The sequence below is a fragment of the Myxococcales bacterium genome (assembly GCA_016712525.1).
Lineage (GTDB): Bacteria > Myxococcota_A > Polyangia > Polyangiales > Polyangiaceae > JAAFHV01.
In genome coordinates, this window is sequence record JADJQX010000007.1 from 859,650 (window position 1) to 872,551 (window position 12,902).

A 12,902-nucleotide genomic window follows, 5' to 3' on the forward strand; every position below is an offset into this window, starting at 1 on the left:
CCCGAGAGCGCGAAAAGTTCTGTAGAGTTTCGCTCCGTGAGAAACAGCGCGAAAAAGGGAATGAAATCGACGGGGTCGGGGGCCGAGTTCGACGAGGCGTACTACGAGCGGCACTACGGGCGCGAGGCGAGCCGGGTGCACGGACCGAAGGAGATCGAAAACCTCGCGACGATGATCATGAGCTACGTCGCGTGGCTCGGGGGCACGATCGAGTCGGTGCTCGACGTCGGCGCCGGCACGGGCATCATGCGCGACCACTTCCGGGCGCACTACCCGAAGGTCCACTACCGCAGCCTCGAGGTGAGCCCGTTCGCCGCGAAGCGCTACGGCCACGAGCTCGCCGACATCGCGTCGTTCCGCACGAGCGACACGTTCGATCTCGTCGTATGCCAGGGCGTCCTCCAGTACCTCGACGACGCCCGGTGCGAGCGCGCGATCGACAGGCTCGGAGAGCTCGCGTCGGGCTTCCTCTACCTCGAGGCGATCACCGAGAAGGACCTTCGCACGGTGTGCGATCCGGACCGCACCGACGCCGACGTCCACGTCCGCAAGGGCTCGTTCTACAAACCGCTCCTCCGCAAGCACTTTCACTTCGTCGGCTGCGGCCTCTACTACGCGCGCTCGGGAGATCTGCTCTTCTACGAGCTCGAACGAGGTGGCTCGTGACGACGCGACGCGCCTTCACGCTCGAGACGCGCCACGGGGTGAGGCTCTCGCTTCGTCGCGTCTCGGCGAAGGAGGGGAGGCCTAAGGCTCGCCCCGTGCTCGTCGTGCCGGGGTACGGGATGAACTCGTTCGTGATCGGATTTCACCCGACGGGGCGCTCTCTCGAAGAGGCGCTCGCGCTGCGTGGGCTCGAGGTCTGGACCGTCGACATGCGCGGCCAGGGAGAGAGCTCGCGAGGGCCGAAGGAGCAGGTGTCGCTCGGCGATCTCGCGATCGACGATCTCGGCCCGGCCATCGACCACGTCCTCGAAGAGACCCAGGTCGAGGGCGCCCGCACCGTCGACCTCGTCGGGTGCAGCCTCGGGGCGACGCTCGCGTTCACGCACGTGGCCCTCGTCGAGCGCCCCAAGGTGTCGGCCATCGTCAGCATGGGGGGCCTCGTCACCTGGCGAAAGGTGCACCCACTCGTCGAGGTCGCGTTCGCGTCGCCGTGGCTCGCGGGGAAGGTGAAGCTCGCGGGCACACGGGCCATGGCGCGGCTCGCGCTGCCGGCCATGGCGCGGCTCGCCCCCGGCCTCTTGTCGATCTACATCAACCCGAAATCTACTGACATTTCAAAGGCTTCCGAGCTCGTGAAGACCGTCGAGGACCCCGTCGCGTCGCTGAACCGCGAGATCGCGGAGTGGGTCGGGAGGCGCGAGCTCGTCGTGCGTGGCGTGAACGTCTCGCGCGCCATGAGCCGGCTCACGCTCCCGGTCATGTGCGTGCTCGGCCGCCAGGATGGCGTCGTGCCCGCCGAGACCTCGCGCGCCATCTACGAGGACGTCGGCTCCGAGCGCCGCACGCTGCTCGAGGTCGGCACCCCGGAGTGGCCCATCGGTCACGCCGATCTCTTCGTCGCGGAGCACGCCGAAGATCGCATCTTCGCGAAGGTCGCCGAGTTCTTGCTCGAGGAGGCGGGCCGCGAGGAGCCGAGCCTCACGCCATGAAGACGGCCTTCAAGTAGCGGCCTTCGGGGAACGTGGCGACCGACGGGTGATCGGCGGGCGGCCCGTGCACGTCGGTGACGCGGAGGTCGGCGCGCCCGAGCGCGGCGTCGTCGAGCGTGCCGAGGAACGCTTCCATGCCCACGTGGCTCGAGCACGACGCGGCGAGCAGCGTGCCCCCGTCGGCGAGCACGGCCGCCGCGGCAGCGTGGAGGCTCCGGTAGGCCTGGAGCGCGCGAGGCACGGAGCGCTCGTTCGGCGCGAAGCTCGGCGGATCGCAGATGACGACGTCGAACGTGCGGCCCTTCTTCTTCGCGTCGGCCAAGAACGCGTACACGTCCGAAGTGACGAACGCGTGGCCCGAGAGCGACAGGCCCGCCGCGCGGAAGCTCGCTTGGGCCGTCTTGTGTGCGAGCGGTGCGACGTCGACGCTCGTGGTCTTGGCGCCTGCGAGCGCGGCGTGCAGCGAGAAGCCGCCGGCGTACGAGAAGAGGTTCAGCACCGAGATCTCGCCGCGCCGCCCGACGAGGCCGCGGACGAGCGCGCCGACACGTGCGCGGTTTTCGCGTTGATCGAGGAAGGCGCCCGTCTTCTGACCTCCGGCGAGATCGACCTCGAAGGGGACCCCGTGCTCTCGCACCTGGATCACGTCGGGCGGGGGAGGGCCGAAGAGCACTTCGGACGAGCGCTTCTCGCCCTTTTGCGCGCCGCGGAGCACGGCCGTGGTGATGCCTTCGGCGCGGAGCGCTCCCTCGAGGGTCGCGCCGAACCGCGTGGCCAAGATGGCCGCGGCGTCCCCGTCGGTGCGGAGCACGCCTACGTTGTCGTACCTGTCGATGACCCAGCCCGGGGTGCGGTCGCCTTCGCCGTTGAGCAGGCGATAGGCGGTCGTCGTGCCGTCGGCGAAGAGCTCCCGACGGAGACGAAAGGCCGCCTCGAGGCGGGCCGTGGCGAGGGACCCGTCGAGCGGGCTCGCCCCCCACACGCGCACGGCGATCGGAGAGCTCGGGTCGTAGACGCCGAAGCCGAGGGCCGCGCCGGACTCGTCGACCAGGGCCACGGCGTCACCGGCGGCGGCGGCGCCGCGGACTTTGAGGATGGCTTCCTTGAAAATCCAAGGGTGGCCGCGCCGGATGGGGTCGAGGACGCGACGGTGGACCGTGACCACGGGCTGCATCGCGCGGCACCCTATCGTGCCCTCCCGCCCTTTGCACCACGTGTTCGTGGGCGCGCCGAAGGCCGACATCGTGCGTTGACGCGACGCCCGATAGCGGCGAAAAGAGGTGAGGCATCGCGCACCTACCCGAGTCAGGACGAACCGAGGCATGAGCAAGAAAGGTCGAGCGAAACGCACCTCCGGCGCCCCGAGCTCACGCCCGTCCGTTCGTGCCGTCGCCGACGTCGAGGCGCCGAAGGCCTCGGCGCCCGAGTCGGCCTCGAAGGAGAAAACGGCCTCGGCCCCCGTGGCGAACGCCGCCGAGGCCTCGAAGAGCGAGCCTCCGAAGAACGAGGCCGAGGCCCCGAAGAACGAGGCCGAGGCCCCGAAGAACGAGGCCGGCCGAAGAACGAGCCTCGAAGGGCGAGAGCGAGTCACCGAAGAGCGAGTCGCCGAAGAGCGAGCCTCCGAAGAGCGAGTCGCCGAAGAGCGAGCCTCCGAAGAGCGACGGAAAGACCTCCAAGAGGGACAGCAAGGCTCCGAAGGACGCGAGCGCGAAGGGCGAGGTCGAGGCTTCGAAGAGCGACGCGGGCGACGTCGACGACGAAGCGTTCTTCACCCAAGGGGTCCGAAAGTCGTCCATTCCGCCGGCCATGGAAGCCGATCCGGCCGACGACAGGCTCGTGCGGCTCCACGAGGACCCCGACGTCCTCGCGCGGCGCGCGCAAGGGATGAAATGGGTCAAGATCGCGCTCGCGGGCTTCGGGGCGCTGCTCGCGCTCGGGGCCGTGATGAAGGCGCTCGAGCCTCCGCCGTCCAAGCCGAAGGATCCGGTGTTCGTGCACGCGGCGGGGGAGCCCGCGCCGTCGTCGGCCCCGAGCGCCGAGCCTGTCCCGAGCGCCTCCCCCTCGAGCGTGACCACCGTCTCGGCGGACGCCGCGGTCGGAGCCGGCGGCGACGGCGGATCGGACGCGAGCCTCGGGAGCGACGCGGTCGCCGGAGGGGATGCGAGCCTCGCCGTGGCTCCGGGCGCCGAGCTCGACGGGGGCGCCGCGGACGCCAAGGCCCTAAAAAAGGCCTGCCAACGCGCGCTCGACGGCGGCAAGACGAAAGACGCCATCACCCAGTGCGAGGCCTCGACCGCGGCCGACCCGACCGACGGCGAAGCCTGGCTCCTCCTTGGCGCCTCGTACGACCAGCTCGGGCGCAAGGCCGACGCGCGTGCGGCCTACCAGTCGTGCGTGCAGAAGGGCAAACGCGGCCCGACCGGGGAGTGCGCGGCGCTCCTTCGGCAGTAGCGCGTGCCCCTCCGGCAGGAGCGCGTCCGACGTATTTCGCCGACGCGGCTTGCGCGAGGCCCCCGAGGGCTCGAATATTCGCCCTGTGCGTACATCTCGCTACCTTGGTCCACGGGTCCGTGTCGTCGCGCTCGCGGTCGGGCTCGTCCACGCTTCGGGGTGTCTCGCGATCGCCGGGATCGACGGCTTCCGTGTCGACGAACAGGCCGACGCGGGCCCCCCTGCGGACGGGGCTCCCGCTCCCGACACCTCGCGCCCTGACGTCTCCCAGCCCGACACGTCCGTCCCGGACACGTCGGTGCCCGATAGCGCGGTGCCGGATACGTCGGTGCCCGACACGTCGGTGCCCGTCCCGACCGGCCTCTCCGACGTGACGCTGCCAGGGACCGGGGTACCCACCGGGGGAAGGATCATCGCGACCCTCACCACGCGCGACGACGCGGGAAATCCGGTCCGCCGCACCGGCGCGCAGGTCTCGTTCACCGCGACGGGGGGCACGAGCGTCGTCTCGTTCGGCACAGTGACGGATCTCGGTGACGGGCGGTACACGAGCGTCGTGACGGGCGTCCAGGAGGGCACGCCGCTCGAGGTGTCGGCCGTGCTCGACGGCACGCCGCTCCGGTCGCCGAAGCCGTCGCTCCGCGTCGCGAACGCGCCCACGTCCGGGCTCGCGTTCCATGTCGACGCCGAGAACGCCGACGGCGCGGGCAATTTCGGCGGAAAAGGCTGCCCCGCCGCCGGCCGCGCGAGCTGGAAGGACCTCTCGGCGAACGCCGTGACCGGCACCCTCGCGGGGTTCACGACGCCGTGCGGGGCAGGCTCCGGGTGGGCCGGGCAGGGCACGCCCGACGATCCGTACCGGCTCACGCTCGACGGGACCGACGACCATGTGTCGTTCGGCGCGACGGCCTCGCTCACGAAGCACACGCTCGTCGCGTGGGTGCGTCAGACCGGCGCCGGCACGCTCGGGAGCAGCGGAAATGGCGGGCTCGCCGCGGTGTTCCCGATCCTTACCAAAGGCACCGGCGAGGCCGAGAACGCCATGGTCGACATCAACTACTACCTCGGGCTCGACGAGCTCGGGCACCTCGCGACCGACTACGAGCACGTCACGACGAGCACCAACGCGCCGCTCACGGGGACGGCCAAGGTGACCGACGGGACGTGGGTCATGCTCTCGTCGACCCTCGACGCGCAAGCCTCGGTCCGCGCGAACGCCGTGAACGCCACGCAAGACGTCCAGCTCGCCCCGACCGCGGGGCCCTCGCCGGGCACCGCCTCGCTGCTCGTGGTCGGCGGCGCGAACCGCTCGAATGGCATGGCGTCCGGTCGATTCAAGGGCGACGTCGCCGTCGTCCGTACCTACGACCGCGTGCTCACGCCCCAAGAGCTCGTCGCCACGTGCCACGCGTACTCGGCTCGGTTCCGGATCCTCACCTGCCCGAAGTGAGTGGAAGTCTATGAAAAAGCTCATCTTTGTACTTCCGATCGTCGTGCTCCTCGGAGGTCCTGCCGTGGCCCGGGCCGACGAGCCCTCGCCGGTCGACTCCGAGAACGCCCTCCAGCTCTTCAAAGAAGGCAAGGCCCTCCGCGAGCGTGGAGATCAGGCGGCCGGGCTCGAGAAGCTCCGCGCCGCGCACGCCCTGGTGGCCACGCCCATCACGGCGCTCGAGCTCGGTCGCGCCTATGCCGCGGGCGGCCAGCTCATCGAAGCGCGCGAGGTGCTGCTCGGCGTCTCTCGGCTCCCCGTGCGCAAGAACGAGTCGCAGAAGGCGAGCGAGGCCCGCAAAGAGGCCGACCGCCTCGCGGCCGAGCTGAGGCCTCGGCTCGGGGCGATCTCGCTGAAGCTCCCGGCCGACCTCGCGGCGGACGTGATGGTCGTCATGGACGGGCAGAGCGTGCCGCGCGTCGCCCTCGTGGGCCCGCGCCTCGTGAACCCCGGGGTGCACGTCGTCGCCCTCACGCGCGGCGAAGAGCTCGCCCGCGTCGAGGTGCGCGTCGGCGAAGGCGAAGCGAAAGACGTGGAGCTCGCGCCGCCCCCGCCTCCTCCCGAAGCCCCTCGTGCGCCCGCGGTGGAGGCTCCGCCCCCGAAGGTCGTCGCGCCTCCTCCCGCGACCGCCGTCGCCGAGCCTCGTCACGACGCTCCTCGCTCGAAGGCGCGCGACGTGGTGCTCGTCTCGAGCCTCGGCCTCGCGGCGGTCGGGACCGTCGTGGGCACGTTGACCGGTGCGCTCACCCTCGGGAGCGCCGGCACTCTCAAGGACGCATGCACCCCCGACGGTCGTTGCCCGGCCTCGGCGTCGAACGATCTCGACGCGGCCTCCACGACCGGTACGGTCTCGACCGTCTCGTTCGGTCTCGCGGCCGTCGGCCTCGTCGCGTTCGCGGCGACGTACGTGCTCTGGAAGCCGGCCCGCGCGGCTACCACGGCCCAGGTCGGTCGCGCCGGGGGTGGGCTCGGGTTCGTGTTCTAACTATAGGATATGAATTAGAAAATGGTCTCTTCGGGGGCCGCCGTGGACCCGTCCGGTCTCCCTTGCGGGGTGGCGGTGGGGCGAAGGAGCGGCCCTTCCGGAGGTCGGGGCTTTGCGCCCGCGTCGGTGTCGGCCGTCGGGCGCGTGGGCGAGGCGTCCTCGGTCGGCGCGGGCTTCGTGTCCGCGGGCTTCGTGTCCGCGGTCGTCGCGGTCACGGCGGTGGCGGCGGGCCCCGTGGCGGTGCCGGGCGCCGAGGTGGACGCGCTCGGGGCTGCGAGCGTCGCCACGTCCGCCTCGACCTGTACGGGGCCGCCCGTCCGTGCCCCGAGCGCGTACGCGACCACCACGGCCAGCGCGACGACCGCCGCGCCGCCATAGACCCGGAGCGGGCTCGCGGGGGCCGCGTCCCCGGCGCCCGGGGGCAGGCTCGGCGCGATCCGAGGCGACGGGCTCGGATCGGCGAGGGGGACGATCGAAGGGATCTTCGCCTCGACGTACGGCGCCATGTCGGGGTTCGAGAGCATGTCGCGGGCACGTGCGCGTGCGTTCGCCGCCGACACCGCGCGCTCGACGAGCACGTGCCTCATGTGGATCGTCTCGCCGAGCGCCTCGCGCACGAACGCCGCGACCTCCTCGAACGTGGCGGGGGGCACGGCCGCCTCGAGGGCCGCGGCGAGGGTGGGCGCGTCGGGGTACCGATCGTCGGGCGAGTGCGAGAGCACCTTCGTGACGACCTCGGCGAGCGGGCTGGGCACCGAGGCCGGCCACGGAGGGAGCGGCTCCTTCGAGAGCTTGCGGATGAGGCGCGCGGCGTCGTTCGAGGCGTCGTAGGGCTCGGTCCCCGTCAACATGCGGTACGCGACCGCGCCGAGAGACCAGAGATCGCTCCGCCGATCCACGTCGCCGCCCATGGCGTGCTCGGGCGCCATGTAGGGGATTTTCCCCTTCATGACCCCTTCGGCCGTCTCGGGGGTGATGCGCTCGCGGGCCTTGGCGATGCCGAAATCGATGAGCTTCGCGTGCCCGCGTTCGTCGAGGAGCACGTTTTGAGGCGAGAGGTCGCGGTGGACGATCTCGAGCAGCTCGCCGCTCGGAGAGCGGAGGTCGTGGGCTGCCGCGAGCCCCTTGCACGTCTCGACGAGCACGCGCACCGCGATCGCGGGCGGCACGACACCTCCCTGCTTCGCCACCGCGTCGCAGAGCTGATCGACCGACTCGCCCGCGACGTACTCGAGGACGAGGTAGGGGATGTCCCACACTTCGCCCACTTTCAGCACCCGGGCTACGTTGGGGCTCTCGATCGCCGTGGCGACGCGGGCCTCGTCGAGCATCATGGTGCGAAGCTCGTCGACCACCGCGAGCTCGGGCAGGACGGTCTTGATCGCGACGAGCACCTCCTCGTCCCGCGAGTTCCTCGTGCGCGCGAGCCACACGCTCGCCATGCCGCCCTGGCCTATCTTGACGAGCAGCTCGTAGCCGTCGAAGCGGAACCCCGGCTCGAAGAGCACGGTCGCCGGAGCTGGGATCGAGCGCGACACCACCGTCTCATCGTCGCACCGACCCTCGCCCCATTTCAACCGACCTTACGCGGTTCTGCGCGGGGGCGTTGCCGAACGGGCGTTCGCGCGCGATGCTCGAAGGCCCATGGTCTCGCCGCTTCGTCCGCTCACGACGGTCCTCGCTTGCCTCGTGGTGACCGCGTGTGGCGCCCTGCTCACCACGGAGCCCGACGCCGGCCCCCCGGAGGGCGACGCCGCGGCCAGAGAGCCCGACGCCCGCCGCGTGGACCCCGAAGCCTCGTCCCTCGTGGACGCGGAGGCCGAAGGCGGCGCCGACGCGGCCCCCGACGCCGCGCCCGGAGATGCCGCCGACGCCGCCGTTCGGACGATCACGTTCGCCGTCATCGGAGACTTCGGCAGCGGCTCTCCGCGCGAGGCGGCCGTGGCGGCGATGGTGCGTGGTTGGGCGCCCGACTTCGTCGTGACGACCGGAGACAACAACTACGCCGGCGCGGCGGACCTCACCTCGTACGACCCGAACGTCGGTCAGTTCTATGCCCCGTTCATCGCTCCCTACACGGGCGCGTACGGCGCGGGTGCGGTCGAGAACGCCTTTTTTCCGGCGATCGGCAACCACGACTGGGACATCGGCGGAGGTGCGCCCTACTTCGCGTTCTTCACCCTGCCCGGCAACGAGCGCTACTACGAGGTCGCGCGCGGGCCTCTTCGCCTCGTCTTCCTCGACAGCGACGCACGCGAGCCCGACGGCCGGACCCCGTCCTCGGTCCAGGGCACGTGGGCGCAGCAGGCGATGGCCGCGGCGCGCGAGCCGTTCGTGTTCGTCGTATTCCATCACCCGGCGTACACCTCGTCCAACCGCGAGCCTGCCATGCTCTGGCCGTTCAAGGACTGGGGCGCCGACGCGGTCCTCACGGGCCACGTCCACAACTACGAGCGCCTCACGGACGTGGGGCTCACGTACTTCGTGAACGGGCAGGGGGGCCACAGCACGCACGCGTTCGGTGCGACCCACCCGGCGAGCCAGGTCCGCTTCAACACGCTCGACGGGGCGCAGCTCGTCACGGTTACCCCCACGGTGGCCACGTTCCGGTACTTCGCGGTCGACGGCTCCCTCGTCGACACCTGGAGCATCGACCCTTCGGGGCAGCCGGTCCCGTGATCGCGTAGCCATTGATCCGAGGTCCTGCGTGTGGTATGGCCGCATCGACCAGGTCTCGAGCCGTAGTGGCCGTGCCTGACGTCCGGTTCGGCCTCCGCAGGGCCGCTTCGAGAAAGGGCGCGCCTCGTATGCGCGCGACTTCGCCCCGCGTGTCCACCCCATTCACGGAAGCGCTCGCCACACTCAACGACCGTGCCCTCCGTCGCCTCCTCGGCGCCAGGGCCTTCCTTCGCGGGTACGACTACGTACGCCGGGGGGCGGTCTCGGACACGGAGGTCGAAGAGGCCTCCGCGCGCGGCGTCGTTCGCGGGTCCGAGCCCGAGCCGTACCGGGTACGGCTCCGCCTGATCCCCGACGGATTCGATTCCGAGTGCTCTTGCCCTGCGTTCTCGAAAATACATGGACACTGCAAGCATGTCGCCGCGCTCCTCATCGCTCTCCGGGACAACGTGAGGCCCCGCCAGCGCCGTGAGGAAGGGGCCGCGCCGGCTCAGCCAGGGTTCTCGACGTCGGTCCCTCAGGGCGGCGGTCCTTCGTCGTCGGATGGTCCCTCGGCCGAGCCACTCCCAGGTCAAGGGCAGAGCCGCCGGGCCAAGCGTCGGGCTGGGCGTGCCCTCAAGCTCGCGCAGCAGGGGCAGCCCATCGCCCCGCACACGGCCCCGCGCCCGATGCCCGGTCGTCCTCACTATGCCTCGGGCGACGGGCGCGTCCCGACCGGCGTCGACGCGTGGCTCCCCGACGCGATGCCCCAAGCCCCGAAGCGCGTCGAGTACCGCGTCCAGGTGCGGCCGACCTCGCTCTCCGTGTCCGTGCTCGATCCCGACACACGCACCCCGCTCCTCCCGAGCCAGCTCATGGCCTCCCAGGCCCAGACGCCCACCGGCGACCGTGACGCCCTGCGGATGCTCGCGCGCCTCGAGAACGACGGCCCGCGGCGCGTCGGGATCGAGGTCCGCGGCGAGGACGCGGCCGATCTCCTCCCGCTCCTCAAGGGGCGTCGGGTCATCCTCGAGCCGCAGATGATGGAGCTCCGGTTCGGCGACGAGCCGCTCCGCCCCCGCTTCGATCTCGAGCTCACCCAGGACGGCTCGCAGGTGCTCGTGAAGTCGAGCTTCCAGCGCCCCGGCGATCCGCGCCGTTTCACGACCGCGCAGGGCGCTTGGCTCGAGGGCAGCCCGGGCTGGCACGTCGACCCGCAAGAGGGGTTCGCGAGGCCCATCGATCGCCGCGTCTCACCGGCCGCGCTCCGCCGTCTCACCCGCGCGCCCTTCATCCACGAGCCCGCCGAGGATCTCGCGCGCCTCGTCGCCCAAGGCCTCCCGCGCGTGGCCCTCGAGGTCGGGGCCGAGCTGCCCGAGCTCTCTCAGGTCGCCGACGTGGTCGACCTGGTCCCCACGTTCCGCATGCGGGCCGGCGGTGGTCTCACCGAGGCCCACGTTTCCCTACGCGCGGCCTACGAGGATCTCGAGATCGACGTGCGCGCCGACGGCATGACCCCGCCGGTCCTCCTCAAGGCGAATCCGGGCTCGAAGCGCGTCAAGTGCATCCGTTGCGACATCGCCGCACAGCAGGAAGCGGCGGGCAAGCTGCGCGACGCCGGCCTCTCTCCGGACGAGGACGGCCAGAGCTTCGTCGCCCGCGGGGACGACGCCATCCAGTTCTGGACCGAGGGCATCGGCGCGCTGCCCGAGGAGTGGGACCTCTTCGTCCCGGACGACCTCGTCGACGTGCAGGTGCGCGGCGAGAGCCTCGCGGCGAGCGCGCGGGTCTCGAGCGGCGTCGATTGGCTCTCCCTCCGGCTCTCGTTCGAGGCGGGTGGCGTGGCGGTCACCCAAGAAGAGCTCGCGCGCTGCCTCGCCGAGGGGCGAAGGTACGTGAGGCTCGCCGACGGCTCGTTCGCGCGCCTCGACGCCGACAAGGTGCGCGCCGTGCTGTTGCGCCAGGCCGAGATTCTGGCGACGGGCGGCGGGCAGGGGGGCAAGCTCCCTCTCTCCCAGGCCGGGCGCATCCAAGAGCTCCTCGAGCAGGTCGGCCGGGCCCACGTCGCCGATAGCGCGAAGGCCCTCTTCGGCAAGCTCCGCGACATCGACGAGATCAAGGGCGCGAAGAAGCCACGCAACCTGAAGGCGCAGCTCCGCCCCTACCAAGAGGCCGGCTTCCAGTGGCTCTGGTTCTTGCACGAGATCGGCTCGGGCGGCGTGCTCGCCGACGACATGGGCCTCGGCAAGACGATCCAGACGATCTCGCTGCTCTTGGCCGTGAAGGCCGCCGACGCCAAGACCGAGGGGGCTCCGCCGTTCAAGGCCCTCATCGTCGCGCCGACGAGCGTGGTGACCAACTGGATGCGCGAGATCGACAAGTTCGCGCCATCGCTCAAACACGTCGTCTGGCACGGCGGAGACCGAAAAGAGCGCACCGACGAGCTCGACGACGCCGACGTGGTCATCACGAGCTACGCGCTCCTCCGTCGCGACGAGGAGCTCCTGTCGAAGCAGAAGCTCCGGTACGCCATCCTCGACGAGGCGCAGAACATCAAGAACCCGCTCTCGGCCACGGCTCGCGCCGCCAAGCGCCTCCGCGCCGATCGCAGGCTCGCCCTCTCCGGCACCCCGATCGAAAACCGCCTCTCGGAGATCTGGTCGATCTTCGACTTCGTGAGCCCCGGCTTGCTCGGCCCGCTCGACAAGTTCGAGGAGCGCTACTCGCGCCCGATCGACTCCGGGGATCAGAAGGCCGCGCAGCGCCTCCGGGCCACGATCCACCCGTTCATTCTCCGCCGCACGAAGGGCGAGGTCGCGAAGGATCTGCCCGAGAAGATCGAGAGCGACCAGTTCTGCGAGCTCACGGGCGAGCAGGGCGCGCTCTACGGCGCGGTGCTCAAAGAGGTCCGCGCCCAGGTCATGGGCGAGGTCGAGCGCCAAGGTGTGGCGAAGTCCCACATCCAGATCCTCGCGGGGCTCACGAGGCTCCGCCAGGCGGCGTGCGATCCTCGGCTGCTCGGGCTCCCGCGCGAGTTCTCGAACGAGGACTCGGGCAAGCTCCAAGCGCTCCGCGAGCTCGTCCAGACGTGCGTCGACGGTGGCCACCGTGTGCTCGTCTTCAGCCAGTTCGTCTCCATGCTCACGCTGATCCGCAAGGCCCTCGACGAGGACCGCGTGGCCTACGAGTACCTCGACGGCTCGACGAAGGACCGCCTCGCGCGCGTCGAGTCGTTCCAGCGCGACGACGGGCCGCCGGTGTTCCTCATCTCGCTCAAGGCGGGAGGCTCGGGCCTGAACCTCACGGCGGCCGACACGGTCATCCACTTCGACCCGTGGTGGAACCCGGCCGTCGAGGATCAGGCGACCGATCGCGCCCACCGCATCGGTCAGACCCGCGTCGTCACGACGTACCGCCTCATCGCGAAGGGCACCATCGAGGAGAAGATCCTCGAGCTCGGCGGCAAGAAGCGGGAGCTCGTCGGCGCGGTGCTCACCGAGGACGCGGGTGGCGCCAAGAAGCTCACGAAGGGCGATCTCGAGGATCTCTTCCGCGACGGCTGATCGAGACGGCGACGCGCGCCCTCGGCAGGAGCCCGGCGCGCGCGTCTACGCCAGGGCTCACGGGATTCGCTTATCGAAGCGCTTCGTGAGCCCCTGCGTGG

The 12,902-nt window shown here is 70.9% G+C and carries 10 protein-coding genes; 7 read left to right on the top strand and 3 right to left on the bottom strand.

Annotation, left to right across the window (positions count from 1 at the left end):
* Positions 1 to 60 precede the first annotated feature (60 nt).
* On the top strand, positions 61 to 666 hold the full coding sequence (locus IPK71_20810; GenBank protein ID MBK8216178.1) for a class I SAM-dependent methyltransferase: 606 nt from the start codon (positions 61 to 63) through the stop codon (positions 664 to 666).
* Positions 663 to 1,655, top strand: a complete 993-nt coding sequence (locus IPK71_20815; protein MBK8216179.1) for an alpha/beta fold hydrolase — start codon at positions 663 to 665, stop codon at positions 1,653 to 1,655. The genes IPK71_20810 and IPK71_20815 overlap by 4 nt, the downstream gene beginning before the upstream one ends.
* Here IPK71_20815 and IPK71_20820 read toward each other — a convergent pair.
* Both IPK71_20820 and IPK71_20825 read right to left on the bottom strand, forming a co-directional pair.
* Entirely contained in the window at positions 1,645 to 2,829 is a 1,185-nt protein-coding gene (locus IPK71_20820; GenBank protein MBK8216180.1) for a class I SAM-dependent rRNA methyltransferase, read from the bottom strand. The genes IPK71_20815 and IPK71_20820 overlap by 11 nt on opposite strands.
* A gap of 193 nt (positions 2,830 to 3,022) precedes the next feature.
* A complete protein-coding gene (locus IPK71_20825; GenBank protein MBK8216181.1) occupies positions 3,023 to 3,451 on the bottom strand; it encodes a hypothetical protein in 429 nt (142 codons plus the stop codon).
* A gap of 10 nt (positions 3,452 to 3,461) precedes the next feature.
* Here IPK71_20825 and IPK71_20830 point away from each other — a divergent pair, with 10 nt between their 5' ends.
* The 3 genes from IPK71_20830 (at position 3,462) to IPK71_20840 (ending at position 6,580) form a co-directional block, all read left to right on the top strand.
* Positions 3,462 to 4,106: a hypothetical protein gene (locus tag IPK71_20830; protein MBK8216182.1), complete on the top strand. Its 645-nt coding sequence runs from the start codon at positions 3,462 to 3,464 to the stop codon at positions 4,104 to 4,106.
* An 85-nt stretch (positions 4,107 to 4,191) separates the two neighbouring features.
* The gene (locus IPK71_20835) at positions 4,192 to 5,556 is read left to right on the top strand and encodes a hypothetical protein (protein ID MBK8216183.1); all 1,365 of its coding nucleotides are present in this window, start codon (positions 4,192 to 4,194) and stop codon (positions 5,554 to 5,556) included.
* Between the two features lie 10 nt (positions 5,557 to 5,566).
* On the top strand, positions 5,567 to 6,580 hold the full coding sequence (locus IPK71_20840; GenBank protein MBK8216184.1) for a hypothetical protein: 1,014 nt from the start codon (positions 5,567 to 5,569) through the stop codon (positions 6,578 to 6,580).
* A 14-nt stretch (positions 6,581 to 6,594) separates the two neighbouring features.
* Here the strand turns inward: IPK71_20840 and IPK71_20845 are convergent, their stop codons facing one another.
* Entirely contained in the window at positions 6,595 to 8,121 is a 1,527-nt protein-coding gene (locus IPK71_20845) for a protein kinase (GenBank protein ID MBK8216185.1), read from the bottom strand.
* A gap of 103 nt (positions 8,122 to 8,224) precedes the next feature.
* On the opposite strand from IPK71_20845, the gene IPK71_20850 reads away from it, so the two are divergent.
* Both IPK71_20850 and IPK71_20855 read left to right on the top strand, forming a co-directional pair.
* Complete coding sequence (locus IPK71_20850) at positions 8,225 to 9,259, top strand: metallophosphoesterase (GenBank protein MBK8216186.1); 1,035 nt, start codon at positions 8,225 to 8,227, stop codon at positions 9,257 to 9,259.
* 128 nt (positions 9,260 to 9,387) lie between these two features.
* Positions 9,388 to 12,801, top strand: a complete 3,414-nt coding sequence (locus IPK71_20855; GenBank protein ID MBK8216187.1) for an SNF2 helicase associated domain-containing protein — start codon at positions 9,388 to 9,390, stop codon at positions 12,799 to 12,801.
* Positions 12,802 to 12,902: the final 101 nt, after the last annotated feature.

Excerpts from the sequence above, each read along its gene's own strand:
- IPK71_20825 (MBK8216181.1), bottom strand. The coding sequence starts at position 3,451 with ATGGACGACTTTCGGACCCCTTGGGTGAAGAACGCTTCGTCGTCGACG.
- IPK71_20820 (MBK8216180.1), bottom strand. The coding sequence starts at position 2,829 with ATGCAGCCCGTGGTCACGGTCCACCGTCGCGTCCTCGACCCCATCCGG.
- IPK71_20840 (MBK8216184.1), top strand. The coding sequence starts at position 5,567 with ATGAAAAAGCTCATCTTTGTACTTCCGATCGTCGTGCTCCTCGGAGGT.
- IPK71_20810 (MBK8216178.1), top strand. The coding sequence starts at position 61 with ATGAAATCGACGGGGTCGGGGGCCGAGTTCGACGAGGCGTACTACGAG.
- IPK71_20855 (MBK8216187.1), top strand. The coding sequence starts at position 9,388 with ATGCGCGCGACTTCGCCCCGCGTGTCCACCCCATTCACGGAAGCGCTC.
- IPK71_20830 (MBK8216182.1), top strand. The coding sequence starts at position 3,462 with ATGGAAGCCGATCCGGCCGACGACAGGCTCGTGCGGCTCCACGAGGAC.
- IPK71_20850 (MBK8216186.1), top strand. The coding sequence starts at position 8,225 with ATGGTCTCGCCGCTTCGTCCGCTCACGACGGTCCTCGCTTGCCTCGTG.